General features: G+C 69.9%; 8 protein-coding genes and 3 pseudogenes. 8 read left to right on the top strand and 3 right to left on the bottom strand.

Features of this window, described 5'->3' with window-relative positions; translation table 11 throughout:
* Nucleotides 1-442 precede the first annotated feature (442 nt).
* Together Pma05_RS27295 and Pma05_RS27290 are read left to right on the top strand one after the other, a co-directional pair.
* Nucleotides 443-1207 (top strand): annotated as a pseudogene (locus Pma05_RS27295) (transposase family protein); the annotation flags it as partial.
* Nucleotides 1180-1356, top strand: a pseudogene (locus tag Pma05_RS27290) (IS5 family transposase); the annotation flags it as partial. The pseudogenes Pma05_RS27295 and Pma05_RS27290, both read left to right, overlap by 28 nt.
* Nucleotides 1357-1601: 245 nt before the next feature.
* Here Pma05_RS27290 and Pma05_RS27285 read toward each other — a convergent pair.
* The gene (locus Pma05_RS27285) at nucleotides 1602-4529 is read right to left on the bottom strand and encodes an AfsR/SARP family transcriptional regulator (RefSeq protein ID WP_203860346.1); all 2928 of its coding nucleotides are present in this window, start codon (nucleotides 4527-4529) and stop codon (nucleotides 1602-1604) included.
* Nucleotides 4530-4568: 39 nt separating this feature from the next.
* Here Pma05_RS27285 and Pma05_RS42845 point away from each other — a divergent pair.
* From Pma05_RS42845 to Pma05_RS27270, 4 genes and pseudogenes are all read left to right on the top strand, one after another.
* Nucleotides 4569-4907, top strand: a pseudogene (locus Pma05_RS42845) (hypothetical protein); the annotation flags it as partial.
* 139 nt (nucleotides 4908-5046) lie between these two features.
* The gene (locus tag Pma05_RS27280; protein WP_203860345.1) at nucleotides 5047-5865 is read left to right on the top strand and encodes an SDR family oxidoreductase; all 819 of its coding nucleotides are present in this window, start codon (nucleotides 5047-5049) and stop codon (nucleotides 5863-5865) included.
* A gap of 1048 nt (nucleotides 5866-6913) precedes the next feature.
* Complete coding sequence (locus Pma05_RS27275; protein ID WP_203860344.1) at nucleotides 6914-8281, top strand: condensation domain-containing protein; 1368 nt, start codon at nucleotides 6914-6916, stop codon at nucleotides 8279-8281.
* Nucleotides 8282-8426: 145 nt separating this feature from the next.
* Nucleotides 8427-8897 carry a GlcG/HbpS family heme-binding protein gene (locus tag Pma05_RS27270; protein WP_239313199.1) on the top strand — a complete coding sequence of 157 codons (471 nt, stop codon included), beginning with the start codon at nucleotides 8427-8429 and terminating at the stop codon, nucleotides 8895-8897.
* A gap of 103 nt (nucleotides 8898-9000) precedes the next feature.
* Here Pma05_RS27270 and Pma05_RS27265 read toward each other — a convergent pair whose 3' ends face one another.
* Nucleotides 9001-9648 (bottom strand): DJ-1/PfpI family protein, encoded by a 648-nt coding sequence (locus Pma05_RS27265; protein ID WP_203860342.1) that lies wholly within the window; start codon nucleotides 9646-9648, stop codon nucleotides 9001-9003.
* A gap of 13 nt (nucleotides 9649-9661) precedes the next feature.
* Nucleotides 9662-10738, bottom strand: coding sequence for a GlxA family transcriptional regulator (locus tag Pma05_RS27260; RefSeq protein ID WP_203860341.1), 1077 nt, complete (start codon nucleotides 10736-10738; stop codon nucleotides 9662-9664).
* A 599-nt stretch (nucleotides 10739-11337) separates the two neighbouring features.
* On the opposite strand from Pma05_RS27260, the gene Pma05_RS27255 reads away from it, so the two are divergent.
* Entirely contained in the window at nucleotides 11338-12540 is a 1203-nt protein-coding gene (locus tag Pma05_RS27255) for a dipeptidase (RefSeq protein ID WP_203860340.1), read from the top strand.
* The gene (locus Pma05_RS27250; RefSeq protein ID WP_203860339.1) at nucleotides 12537-14174 is read left to right on the top strand and encodes an ABC transporter substrate-binding protein; all 1638 of its coding nucleotides are present in this window, start codon (nucleotides 12537-12539) and stop codon (nucleotides 14172-14174) included. Before Pma05_RS27255 ends, Pma05_RS27250 begins: the two co-directional genes overlap by 4 nt.
* Nucleotides 14175-14183 lie beyond the last annotated feature (9 nt).

Genomic DNA, 14183 nt, shown 5'->3' with positions numbered 1-14183 from the left:
CGGTTACCAGCCGGGCGTGCGCTATCGGCGGCATGAGTGAGCGGATGCGGTGCGGGTATGTCTCGACGCTGTCGTCCGCGTCGGCGTTCGCCGTCATCGCGGGCGGCCCTGGTCCTGGAGGCGTGGTCGAGCTCGACTGCGTCGAGGAGCTGCTGGTGATCTTCTCCGCGCCGGTGAGGATCGCGTCGAGGGCGGCGCCGCGAACGAGGTGGGAGAGGGCTGCCGATCATGCCGGCGGTGCGGTGGCGCAGGTAGGCAGGTAGTCAGTGAGCCATTCCGCGCAAGCGGGTGGTAGCAGTCAGTACCTGTCTGGAATGTCGGGAAGGCGTGAGACGCACCAGATCAGGTCCGGTACGAAGAGAAGACGCAGAACCTCGGTACGAAGTGGTCCTTCCACAGATCAACTTCATAGAGGTCCTGCGTCGACATCACATACACCGCTGTGCTGCCGGTACGCGAGGAGACGGTGAACCGCCTGGCCGGGCTGTTGTACGCCGAACGCACCCGGCGCGGCACCCGTGCCCGAACCCGGTCACTGACCTGCCGTGACCAGGCGATCCTTACCCTGCGCTGGTTCTGCGATGGCACCCGGATCAAGCAACTCGCCGCCGACAACAAGATCAGCGTGTCCACCGGCTACGACTACCTGCACGAGGCCATCGACGTGCTCGCCGCGCAAGCACCCAGCCTGCACGGCGCGCTGCTCGCTGCCAAGGCCGCCGGATACTCCCACGTCAACATCGACGGCACTCTGATCGAGACCGACCGGTGCCGCACCCCCGGACCGACACCGGGCGTAGATCTCTGGTGGTCGGCCAAGCACGACAACCATGGCGGCAACATCCAGGTCCTCACCGTCGGCGACGGCTGGCCCATCTGGACCTCTCCCGTACGCCCCGGCCGCGAGCACGACACCACCGCACTACGCACCCACCCCGAACTCCTGCCCTGCCTGCGAGAGGCCGGCACCGATCTGCGACCTCTCGGCGATCTGGGCTACGAAGGCGAGCCCAGCACCATCACCGTGGCATTCAAGAAACCGAAGAACAGCCGGCTCACCACTATCCAGCAGCACTTCAACAAGGCCCACAACAGCCTGCGAGCCATCGGCGAACGCGGAAACTCCCTGCTCAAGACCATATTCAAGGCGCTGCGCAACATCAGCCTCAACCCATGGCGCATCGGCAAGATCGTGGCCGCCGCACTCGGGACGCCAAGATCTACAAGCAGCGTCACGCCGTGGAGTGCGGCATCAACCGCCTCAAACGCCACCGTGCCGTGGCCACCAGGTACGACAAACTCGCCGTCCGTTACGAAGCCACCATCCAACTCGCCGCCATCAACGAGTGGCTATAACCGACTTCGACACAGGCCCTAGAACTAGGTGCGGTGCGGGACCTGCCGCCGGGCGTCACGCCGGGCAAATCGCTCGCAGATTCCACGCGCTGGCCAGTGCCTCGATCACGTGCGGGGTCATGCCGTGCTCCTTACGGTCCACTCCAACACCAGTAAAAACGTGATAGATGCCGGGTGGTATGCGTCGAGAACCGCGGCAGCCCCGCCGCCAATGCGACCCTCCGCACGACCCCCCGCGACTCTGGTCAGATGGCATGTCCGTTCGACGGGTGTGCCCCCTGCGGCAGGTCGCCCAGGCTCCCGACGAGAGTCTGGAGGTCGTGCCGGGTGATATTGATATTGTCCGCCGTGCCGAGCCGCTCGAACATCCGCAGGGCGCTGAGCCAACTTTCGCGCGCTTCGTCAACCTTACCGAGTTCGCGTTGCGCCAGGCCGAGGTCCCGCAGGGTGGCCGCCGCACTCGAGCTGTCACCGAGCTTCCGGTGGAGGTCGAACGCACGCATGAGATTGTGGTGCGCCTCGACAGTTGACCCACGGTGCAGATATGCGGTCCCGACCGTATGCACCGCCGTCGCCTGTCCGAAGGCGCTGCCTCGCTCCCGATAACCACGCACTGCCTCCTCCGCCACCGCGATCGCCTCGTCGTAGCGCTCGGCCTGCATGTATGCGTACGCAAGGTTGTTCAGGATCGCCACCACCCGGTCCGGCATCCCCGTTTGCCGGGCCTCTCCCAGCGTCTCCTCAAGGAGCGCGACCGCCTCGCCCGTATGCCCGGTTGTCATCATGACAACTCCGGTGTTCATCATCGCCACCAACTTGCCGGCCCGGTGGTTGACCTCGTGGAACAGATCCCTCGCCCGGCCGAGGTATGCCAGCGCGCGGTCGAACTGCCGACCGTCGACGTGGGCCCCGCCCAACTGGCTGGCGCAGATCGCCTGCGCGGTCGCGTCTCCCGCGAGGCGGGCGCTCGATTCGGCGAGCTGGAGCAGCTGGACCGCCTCGTCCTGGCAGCCGGTCGTTTGTAGGAACGCATCGGCCAACGGGGCGAGGGTGAACACGAAACGGTGATCGGCGGAGGCTGCGGCCTCCGCCAGCAGCATCGTCAGGTTGCGCCGATGATCGAGCCACCATTCGGACACCTGCCGCCCTTCGGTGAACTCCTCGGGCACCAGGTCGGGCTCGGGATCGCCGATCACGATCAGGGGATGGAGTCGACCGAGCGCGGAGCGTCCGTTGGCCGCCGAGTGGACATACCAGCGTTGCAACCGTTGCGTGGCGCCGCGCCGGACATCTTCGGAGTCGACCTGACGCACCAGCTCGCCGGCGTACATCCGGACCAGATCGTGTATCTGATACCAACCCGGCCGGGCGTCACCCAGCAGGTGGCAGCCGGTGAGTCGATCCAGCACCCGCTCCGCGTGCATGACGGTGGTCCCGGCCAGCGCCGCCACGGCGGACACGCTCAGGTAGGTGTCCGGATGCAAGCCGATCAGCCGGAACATCCGCGCGGCATCGTCGTCCAAGGTGCGGTACGACCACTCGAACACCGCCCGGACGTCGGTCAACGGGTCGTCGCCGGTACGCAGGCCGTCCAGCCGGTCCCGCTGTCCGCGCAGCTGTGCGTTGAGCGCGCGCAACAGGCGCCCACGGTCGCGACCGGCCCGCTCAGCGGCGATTGCCAACGCCACCGGAAGATGTCCGCACAGATCGGCCAGCTCTGCCAGCTCGTCGGGGTCCAGCGGCTGATTCCACTGAGTGAACAGCGGGCCCAGCCGACTGGTCAACAGACCGACCGAGTCCGAGACAGGCATTGGCTGCAGAGCCACCCGACGGGCGCCCTCCCGGGCGGCCAGGCTGCGCAGTTGGCTGCGGCTGGTCACCAGCACCAGGCCCTCCCCACCCGGCAGCAACGGTCGCACCTGACCGGCGTCGCGCGCATTGTCCAGCACCAGCAGGAACCGCCGGCCGGCCAGCTCGGTTCGCAGCAGCGCACTTCGCTGCTCAAGATCTTCCGGCATCCGGTTCCCCGGCACGCCGACGCCGCGCAGCAGCGCGTCGAGGGCGAGCAGTGGACTGACTGGCGTGCCCGGCCCGTACCCGTGCAGGTTGACAAACAGCTGACCGTCCGGGAAGTGCGCCTTGATGCGGTGCGCCCAGTGCACCGCGAGGGTCGTCTTCCCGACGCCCGCGGGACCATGGATCGTGACGATTCGCGACCCCTCGCTGGATCCGAGGCGGGCGAGCAGCGCGTCCAGTGTGGTTATCGCGTCGGCGCGACCGGCGAAGGCGTGCGTGTCGGCCGGTAGCTGGCGCGGTATGTCGCTCGGGGTGTCCTGCGGTGGCGTCGGCCCGACCGTACGCGATGCTGTTGAGCCGGTGGCGGGGTCGGGTTCGCTCAACAGCCGACGGTGCAGGCGTTGCAGCTCTGGCGAGGGGTCGACGCCGAGTTCCTCGGTGAGTCGGGTCCGTAGCGTTGCGAACTGGTCCAGCGCCTCGGCCGTGCGCCCGCAGCCGTGAAGTGCCAGCAGCAACCGGACCCACAGCGACTCCCGCAGCGGGTGACGCTCGACCTGACTGTGCAGTTCGATCGCGCAGGCGGCGTGGTCGCCTGCGGCCAGGTCAAGGTCGATGCGACGTTCCAGCGCCAGGAGGTGACGCTGGACCAGTTGCGGTGCCTCGTGACGCTCCATCCATTCGGAGAGGATCTCCCCGAATGGCGGATCTCGCCATGAGGACAACGCCGCAGCCAATGCTTGACGTTCCTGTTCCGGATCCGTAGCCCGCCCAGCCGCCTCGACCCGGTCGAGGAAGGCGAGCACGTCGACGGCGTGGCGGGGAATCTGCAGGGTGTAACCGGAGGCTTCGGTGGTGATCGTGTCGTGGCCAAGCGCCCGCCGCAGGCGACCAACGTAGGTCTGCAGGCTTCCCCGTACCCGAACCGGTGGGGTGTCGTCCCAGATGCCGTTGGCGAGCGTGTCGATCGATACCGTGCGCCCGGCGGACAACGCCAGCAGGACCAGCAGCGCGCGGACCCGGCGTCCAGGCAGCACGATGGCCCGCCCGTCGTGGCAAACCTCGATCGAGCCCATCAACCGGATCTCCAGACTGGACGTCGTCTCCTCCTGACCGCTCCGACGCGACGGATCCGCGCCCAGTCTGACACTCGACGTCATCCTCAACATCATGTTGAGTCGCGGCGGCCAACGGCTGGGCTCCGCCGTGCCCTTGATGCTGGGGTGCCGGCGGGTTGGGTGACGATGGACGAGGCGTACGGGGAGTCGAAGTCGTTGCGAGTGTGGCTGGAAGAGCGGGACGTTCCGCATGTGGTCGCGAATCGCCGCAACGACGACATGTTCACCACCGACATGGGACGAGCCCGCGCCGACGACCTCATCGCCGCCCTGCCCGGTCAGGCATGGTGTCGCCTGTCCGCCGGCGCAGGCGCTCACGGGCCGCGTGAGTACTGGTGGGCGCGGGTGCCGGTACGCGTGCCGGCCTGGTGGAGAGTTGGAGGGTCACCGCGAGCGGCGGGTTCCAACGGGCGGGGTCACAACGAGCGGAGGGTCACAGCGGGTGGACGGTCACAACGACGCGCGGTCGGCCGTCCTTTCCGCGATGCCACCGTGGCCCGCCCGCCGACCCGTCGGTCGGGTCGGCCCGGTCCGATCCGACGACACGCGGAGACACCCCATGGACATCCTGATCACCGGTGCGACCGGGCGGCTCGGCCGGGTACTCACCCCGGAACTGACCCGGGCCGGGCACAGCGTACGGGCCGCCAGCCGGACTCCGGCGCCGACCGGGAAACCCGGCCCGGACCGGCCGGCGGAGGGCGGCGGCGAGCTGCGCCGGGTCCGGCTCGACCTGGCCACCGGGGACGGGCTACCGGCCGCCGTCGACGGGGTCGACACCGTCGTCCACCTGGCGTCCGCGCCATATCAGGGGAGCTACACCCGGGATGTCGACCTGACCGGTACCCGCCGGCTGGTCGAGGCCGCCGACCGGGCCGGGGTACGACACCTGGTGTACCTGTCGATCGTCGGCGCGGACCGCGTGCCGTGGCCGTACTTCCGGATCAAGATCGAGGCCGAGGCGGCGGTGGCGGCCGGCCCGGTGCCGTGGACCGTACTCCGGGTCACCCAGTTCCACGGCTTCCTGGCCGAGGCGATGTCCCGGCTGGCCCGGCTGCCGGTGCTGCCCCTCGATCCGCGAATCACCGCACAGCCGGTCGACGTCGCCGACGTCGCCGCGCACCTACGATGGCGGGTGACCGCCGCACCCGGCCGGGCGACCGAAGAGTTCGGCGGGCCGGCGGAACTGGACGCCGGCACGCTCGCCCGGGACTGGCTGGCCGCGCGGCGGATCCGGCGTCGGATGCTCCGGCTACCGGTGCCGGGCCGGCTCGGCCGGGCCTTCCGGGCGGGTGCGTTGGTCCCCTCGACCGGAGACCGGGGGCGGATCACCTGGCGCGACTACCTTGCCGCCGGCCCGTCGGAGCAGGCGGGGTAGCGCACCCGTCCGGGCTCCACGGTATCCGGCGCCGAGCAGGGCGGCGGAGCCGATCGCCAGCGCGTACCACCGGAGGTCGCCGTGCCGGGTCGTCAACTCGCCGTACCGGTTGGCCAGGAACCCGGTGAAGACCAGCACCGACAGTCCGGACACCGACAGCACGGCGCACAGGTCCGGTACGAGCACCGCGTAGCCGGCCACGAGCAGGGCGAGTACCGCCAGCCGGGCCGGGACGGCGTCGGCCGGGAAGAGTGCCGCGGCCACCACCGCGGCGAGCACCAGCGCGACACTGCCGGCCGCGACACTGATTCCGGTGGGGGTGGCCGACCGGTCGACCGGACCGGTGCGGGGTTCGACAGTCATGGCATTCCTCGTTCCGCCGGTTCGGAGGGAGGTTCGGTGTCGGGTCGGCCGGCGGGTGCCGGCGGAACCCGTACCGTGGTTCGGGCGGCGGGCTGTCCCGAACCCGCCTGGTTGATCGCAACGCCGGCCCGGCCCACGGCGGCCGGTATTGACGCCTTCGCTACGGTGCCGCCGGGTTTCTTCACGCCGCGTTGGCACCGCCGGCCCGGCACCGGCGGTCTCCGACGCCGACGACGTCATCGCGTCGGCGTCGACCCTGCCGTCCGATGTCCATCGGGGCGACCTGCGCGCGGTGGCCGGCGCCGGCCGTCTCCGGCCGGGCCGAGTGGGCCGCGCGACGCTCACCGAACGGATTGGCCCGATGATCTAGAGGCACCACGATTCCGCAGAGCGAAACGACGACCGGGCACAATTCCGGCGAAAAAGCCCCGGATCCGATCGGACGCGTGGCGGGGAGACAGCGCCGCGCCACCCCTGGTAACGTCGGCGACACTCGGCGTCGAATCATGGATCTCCATGTTTGCGTATGGCGCCACCCCTTGTACCCGCAGGTGCTCGAACAGGGAGTTGTCACTGCCCACATGAGCCGCTCAGTTCTTCTCGCGTCGCGGGTGCACGCCGCATCGGGCCGGGTGCTCGTCCCCGGTTCCCCGGCCACGTCCACCCAGCCTCAGGAGGTGACGGGATGACCAGTTCGGTCGACGTACGGGACGGCTACCCACTCTCGCCGGTCCAGCGCGGCATCCTCCGCCCGACCTTGGACGAGGCGGACCCGGCGGGCGACCTCGAACAGATACGGCTCGTCATCCGTGGCCGGCTGCGGGTCGCCGAGTTCCGGCAGTCCTGGCACCGGGTGATCGCCCGCCACGAGGTGCTGCGCACCGGCTTCGTCCGGCACGAGGCCAAGGAGCCCGTCCAGGTGGTCGCGGCGGAGGCGCCGCCACCCGAATGGCACCTCGACGACCTGCGGACCATCCGGGCCTGCCAGCGTCGGCGCGGCCTCGCCGAGTTCCTCGCCGCCGACCGGGTCCGGGGTTTCGCCCTGGACGTCCCGCCGCTGTCCCGGTTCGCCCTGCTCCGCGTCTCCGAAACCGAGCACCTGCTGGTCTGGACGGTCCACCACCTGGTCGTCGACGGCTGGAGCCTGCCGATCCTGCTCCGTGAGGTGCTGACCGAATACCGGGCCGCGATCGAGGGCCGGGACGCCGCCCTGCCGGCCCCGACGCCGTTCCGGGACCACGTCGCCTGGTCGGCCGCCCGTGACCTTGCCGAGGCGGAGGAGTTCTGGCGCGCGGAGTTGTCCGACCGGCCCGCACCCGGACCGCTCCAGAGCGATCCGCCGGAGTGGCGGGGAGAGCCGGCGGACGCCTTCGACGAATACTCGCTCGAACTGACCAGCGAGGACACCTACCTGCTGCACGAGACCATCGGTCAGCAGCGGCTCAGGCTGGAGACGGTGATCCAGGGCTGCTGGGCGCGGCTGCTCTCCGCCCGGGCCGGGACCGACGACATCGTCATCGGTTCGACCGTCGCCGGCCGGGCGGCCGGGGCGGTGGCGGCGGAGACCCTGGTCGGCCCGCTGGCCAACACCGTGCCGGTCCGGGTCCGGATCCGACCCGACCAGCCGGTCGGGGTGTGGTTGCGCGGGTTGCAGGCACGTCAGGCCCTGGCCCGCCCGTTCGACCACCTGCCGCCGGCACTGGTCCGGTCCTGGGCCGGGCCGCCCGCCGGGGTACCGCTGTTCGAGACCGTGCTCGACTTCGAGACCTACCCGATGGACAACGACCTGTTCACCGGTACGGCCGACGCGTCGACCCTCTCCGTACGCTTCGACGGCCGGTGGTCGGCGTCGTACCAGCCGCTCAACCTGCTCGTCGTACCGGGCGAGCGGCTCGGGCTGCACGCCAGGTACGACCTGCGGCACCTCGCGCCGGAGACGGTCGAGAGCCTGCTCACCGACCTCGCGCTCCTGCTCAGCCTGGTCGCCACGGATCCGGACCGCCCGGTCTCGGCGCTTCGCCCGCCGGACGAGGAGCCCCTCCCCGCCGGCTGACGAGCACCGCTGGCCAGCAGGCGGCCCGGACCACCGGTCTGGGTGAGGCCGTCGTCAGATGCGACGGATCATCCGGTTCGGCCCCGTCGGCCCGGTTCCGGCGCATACCGTCGGTCGTGACAGCGTACGGAGCTGGGAGTTTCGCGTGGGAAGCCTCCCGGCCCTGCTGGTCCGGCCGGTCGCCGGGCACAGCACGTCGACGGGAGAGCACACCGTGTCCGCACTGACCCTGGCAGACGCCCGCCAGATCATCGCCGCCGCCGAGGCCCGGGCCAACGAGATCGGCCAGCCGCAGAACATCGCGGTCGTCGACGCCGGTGGCAACCTCGTCGCGCACGTCCGGATGGACGGTGCCTGGATCGGCAGCATCGACGTCAGCATCAACAAGGCGTGGACGGCCCGGGCCTTCGAGATCCCGACCGTGGACCTCGGCGCGTTCAGCCAGCCGGGCACCCAGTTCTACGGCATCCAGGTGAGCAACCACGGCCGGGTGATGATCTTCGCGGGGGGCCTGCCGCTGCGACGTGACGGCCGGGTCGTCGGTGGCATCGGGGTCAGCGGCGGTACCGGTGAGCAGGACCAGACCGTCGCCGAGGCCGGCGCGGCAGCGCTGTAACGGTCTCCCCGGCCCGATCCCGCCCCGGGTCACCGCCGCCGGGTCACCGAGCGGCGCGGCGTACTCCCCCCGCACGGCACACCCGCCGCCGGATGCCCGCCGTTCAGCCCGCTGCCGGCCGGGTGCTCGTCAGCAGGCCACTGGCGTGTCGGTCCCGGACCGCCTGGGACGCCTTCGCCGGGGACCCGGCGTCGAAGGGCGGCTGGGGGTCGTACTCGATGGCGAGCTGGATGGCCTCGGCGGTGGTCCGGTCGGCGAGCTGCGCGGCAAGGGTGAGCGCCATGTCGATCCCGGCGGAGACGCCCGCGCCGGTGAGCAGTTTGCCGTCGGCGACCACCCGCTGTGCCGAGTAGGTCGCGCCGAACGAGGCCAGCCGTTCCGCGCTCCGCCAGTGTGTGGTGGCGGTACGCCCACGCAGCAGTCCGGCGGCGCCGAGCAGCAATGCTCCCGTGCAGACCGAGGTCGTCCACCGGGTGCCGTCGTGCATCCGCCGGATCCAGTCCGGCAGTGGCCCGCCGGCGAGGTGCGCGTCGACGCCGGGGCCCCCGGGGACCACGAGTACGTCGCAGGAGTCGATGTCGTCCAGCGCGGCGTCGGCGGTCAGGGCCAGGCTACGACGGTTGTTCCGGATCGGTCCGGGGTTGGTAGCCGCGAAGACCACCTCGGCGCCGGGCAGCAACTTGAGTGCGTCGTACGGGCCGACGGCGTCGAGGGCGGTGAACTGGTCGAAGAGCGGGATCACGATACGCATGCTGCTGGTCCTTTCAGCCGAAATGTTGGCGGTACTGGCCGGGGGTGACCCCGACCGTGCGTCGGAAGCGTCGGTGCATCGTCTCGACGGTGCCGAATCCGCAGCGCCGGGCAACGGAGCCGAGCGGGGTGTCGGTGCTCTCCAGCAGGCGCCGGGCGGCCTCGACCCGGGCTGCCTCGACGTACGCGGCGGGGGTCTGCCCGGTCTGCGCGCTGAACACCCGGGCGAAGTGCCGCTCGCTCATCCCGACCCGGGCGGCGAGGACCGGCACGGTGAGGTCGTCGGCGAGGTGCTCGACCACCCAGGCCAGGAGTTGGCGCAGTCCGCCACGGGTCGGCCGCTGCGCGGCGAGCTGGGTACTGAACTGGGCCTGGCCACCGGGACGCTGGACGAACATGACCAGTTGCCGGGCGATCGCCCGGGACACGTCGGCGCCCCGGTCCTGCTCGACCAGGGCGAGCGCGAGGTCGATCCCGGCGGTGACCCCGGCGGAGGTCCACACGGCACCGTCCCGGACGAAGATCGGATCCGGCTCTACGGTCACCGCCGGATAGCGGCGGGCCAGTTCAGCACAGCTCCTCCAGTGTGTGACCGCGCGCCGGCCGTCGAGCAGCCCGGCCTCGGCAAGCAGGAACGCCCCGCCGCACACGGCGGCGACCCGTCGGGCCCGCCCGGCGGCGGCGCGGAGCCAGTCGATCAGCCGCCGGTCGGTGCACGCCTCGACCCGGCCGGCGCCGCCGACGACCACCAGGGTGTCGATCGGCCCGACGCACTCGTCGATGGCGAGGTCGGGCGTCACGGTCAGACCACCGCTGGCCGCGACCGGCCCGGGCCGCGGGGCGACGGTCTCCAGCCGGTAACCCGGCACGAGCCGTTCCACCTGCGCGAGCCGGTCGGCCTGCGCGAGCCGTTCCACCTGCGCGAGCCGGTCCACCTGCGCGAGCCGGTCGGCCTGCGCGAGCCGGTCGGCCTGCACGAGCCGATCGACCTGCCCGAGCCGGTCGGCCTGCGCGAACACCTCGTGCGGGCCGGTCAGGTCGAGTACCTGGAACCTCGGGAAGATCACGAAAACGATGCGGCGGACGTCCACCCGCCCATCGTTTCGGGATCGCGGGTCCGGCAGCAATGACAGGACACTGACGATTTCGGCCATCCCCGTCGCATCCCTCCACATCGCCCCGTCGGCGAGTCGACGGCTGCGCGGGTGAACGTCCAAGATTCTTGGCGAACTCGGGCTCGTCGCGAACCACAATTCGCCAAGAATCTTGATGCGCGCTGGCCGGGCCGGCGCGGGGCCGGTACACGCCGTCGCCGCGGGGTGGGAGTTCGTCGGCGGCCACGCTGCCGCGCCCGGCCGGGCGTCCCAGAGTCTGGCCCCGATGCCGGCATCGGGGGTCGGCCGAACGGCCGTACCAGCCGACCGATCAGCAGTGGTCAGACCTCTGGCAGGTTGGTCTTCGACTCACGGGCGACCGATCGCTCTCGCGGCGATCCGCGCAGCCCTCGTCCGATTCCGGCTCTGCTAAGGCTATTACCAGCAGGTTTCCGGCACCGTCCGGCGACGCTCGGTAGATAACGGTCGGATCACGAGATCTTCCCAATGCGCAGTGAACTCACGTACGGTCCCGGAAAGGCAGGAGGTCAGACCTCCATCCTCATGCCTCTGAGTGTTCCGAGGTGAGCTGACCAGTGCAGGAACGTGCTTCCCGCTATACGGGATACCGGTCGTTCGACTATCTGACCCCGCAGGTCGACTTCAAGGTGTTCGACCTCGCCCCACAACTCGGCCGGGTGCCCGGACACGATCTCGGCCTGACCGACGACCAATCCGACCGGGTCTCCCGGCTGCTGCGCGAGCACACCGCGATCTCGCTGTACGAACACCCCAAGATCCTGCCGGCCGACGTGACCCAGTTGCGGGACTACAACCGCACCGGGCGCAACTCCTTCGGCTTCGAGGGCCTGGCCCGGTCCGGCATGACCGCGGTGTTCGACAACTTCATGAACGGCACCGGCTGCGTGACCAGCGAGCACGCCTGGAAGTGGGACGACGTCGTCTACGACATCGGGCTGCGCCTCGCCGACATCGCCAAGCAGGACTACGTGGTCGTGGCCAGCACCCTCGCCGAGATCTTCACCGCCAAGCGGAACGGCCAGCTCGCCCTGGTGGCCGGGCTGGAGGCGGCCACGATGATCGAGAACGAGCTGGACCGGATCGACATCCTGTACGGGTTCGGCGTACGCCAGATGGGGATCGCGTACAGCCAGGCGAACATGCTCGGCTCGGGGCTCTCCGAGGACCGGGACGGCGGGCTCACCCACTTCGGCCGGCGCGCGGTCGACCGGATGAACAAGCTCGGCATCGCCATCGACGTCTCGCACTCCGGCGACCAGACCTCGCTGGACGTCATCGAGGCGAGCCGGGTACCGGTCTTCATCACCCACGCCGGCGCCCGCGCGGTCTGGAACACCCCTCGGATGAAGCCGGACGACGTCATCCGGGCCTGCGCCGAGCGGGGCGGGGTGATCGGCATCGAGGCCGCCCCGCACACGACGCTCTCGCCGGCACACCCGCACCACTCGATCGAGTCGGTGATGGACCACTTCGTCTACTGCGTCGAGCTGGTCGGCATCGACCACGTGGCGTTCGGCCCGGACACCAACTTCGGCGACCACGTCGGGCTGCACGACAGCTTCACCGGCCACCTGGCGATCGGCAAGGCGCACGGCGCGGTCGACCACCCCCGGGTGCCGTACGTCTCGGGGCTGGAGAACCCGGCCGAGTGCTTCAGCAACATCGTCGGCTGGCTGGTCACGCACGGCTACTCCGACGACGAGATCGCCAAGGTCATCGGCGGCAACATCATTCGCGTTCTTCGGGAGGTTTGGTGAGCAGAACATTTTCCGGCCCGGCCCGCCGGTGGCGGGTCGCCGTCGCGCTCGGCGCGACGGCCGCGCTCGGCCTGTCCGGGTGCGGGCTCAACGAGGGCAACTCGTCGTCCGGGGACAGCTCCGGCGGCGGCGACGTACTGCGGATCGGCACCACCACCGACGTGTCGAACTTCAACCCGCTCCAGTCGCTGAGCAAGACCGACTCCTGGATCCTCAACGCGATGTACCCGCACCTGCTGCGGATCGACGAGAACGCGAAGAAGGCGCCGGAGCTGGCCAAGGAGTACACCTACGAGGACGGCGGCAAGACGGCGGTCTTCAAGCTGCGCGACGACTTCACCTGGACCGACGGCAAGCCGGTGGTGGCCGAGGACGTCAAGTTCAGCGCCGAGTCGATCATGAAGTACAAGCTCGGCAACGTGGCCGCCAAGCTCACCTGGGTCACCTCGATCGAGGCGCCCGACCCGACCACGGTGAAGTTCCACCTCTCCCAGCCGTACGCGCCGTTCGCCGAGGGCGTCGGGTTCTGGATGTCGATCGTGCCGAAGCACGTCTTCGAGTCCGCCGGTGACCTGTCGAAGTTCGCCAACGACTCCGACTGGGTCGGTGCCGGGCCGTTCGTACTGGAGAGCGCCACCAAGGGCCAGCGGTACGTGATGAAGCGCAACGAGAAGTACCCGCTGGCGCCCGGCGGCAGGCCGGCGGTCGGCAAGGTCGAGTTCCGGCTCTACCCGGACGTCAACACGATGATGCTGGCGCTGCGCAACGGCGACATCGACCTGATGGGTACCCCGGTGCCGGCGTCGGCGGCGAAGACCTTCGCGAACGACTCGAAGATCAAGCTGACCAAGGTCGGTGCGCTCGGCTTCGCCCACCTGACCTACAACATGACCAACAAGGACCTGGCCAAGCAGGAGGTCCGGCAGGCGCTGTCGATGGCGATCGACACGAAGTCGATCATCTCGTCGGTGCTCCAGGGCGACGCCCAGCAGATGGCCGGGCCGATCTCGCCGATCTTCGCCGACTACGACAACACCGAGATCCAGCCGTACCCCTTCGACCCGGCCGGCGCGAAGGCGAAGCTCGCCGCGGCCGGCTATTCCGACGGCAACGGCGACGGCCTCTTCGACGGTCTGGACCTCGGGGTGGCCTGCGACCAGTCGAACGCCAACCTCACCCGGGTGGTGCAGCTCTTCCGGGAGAGCGCCGCGCAGGCCGGCATCAAGCTGACCAACGAGTGCGTGGAGCGGAACACCTTCCTGTCCCGCACCAAGGAGGGCGAGTACGACATCGACGCGTCGCAGTGGGGTGTCTTCGACAACCCGATGGACCAGCTCCGCAGCACCTACCTCTCCAGCAACCCGGGCGGGATCAACTACAACCTGCTCACGTCGCCGGAGATCGACCAGTTGATCAACGACGCGGCGGCCACCACCGATCCGGCGGCGTTCGCCACCAAGATCAAGAACATCGACAAGGTGGTGCACGAGCAGGCGTACCTGACGCCGCTCTACGTGGAGAACTTCCAGTTCGCCTACAACGCCAGCAAGTTCACCGGCTTCGTGGCCTCGCCGTCCGACCTGCTCGGCATGGTCACCGCGTACTCGCTGGCCCAGGTCAAGCCGGTCGGCTGACCGACGGGA

Source organism: Plantactinospora mayteni, from assembly GCF_016862935.1.
In the GTDB taxonomy this organism is placed as follows: domain Bacteria; phylum Actinomycetota; class Actinomycetes; order Mycobacteriales; family Micromonosporaceae; genus Plantactinospora; species Plantactinospora mayteni.
This window is presented reverse-complemented; position numbering and strand designations above follow the sequence as displayed.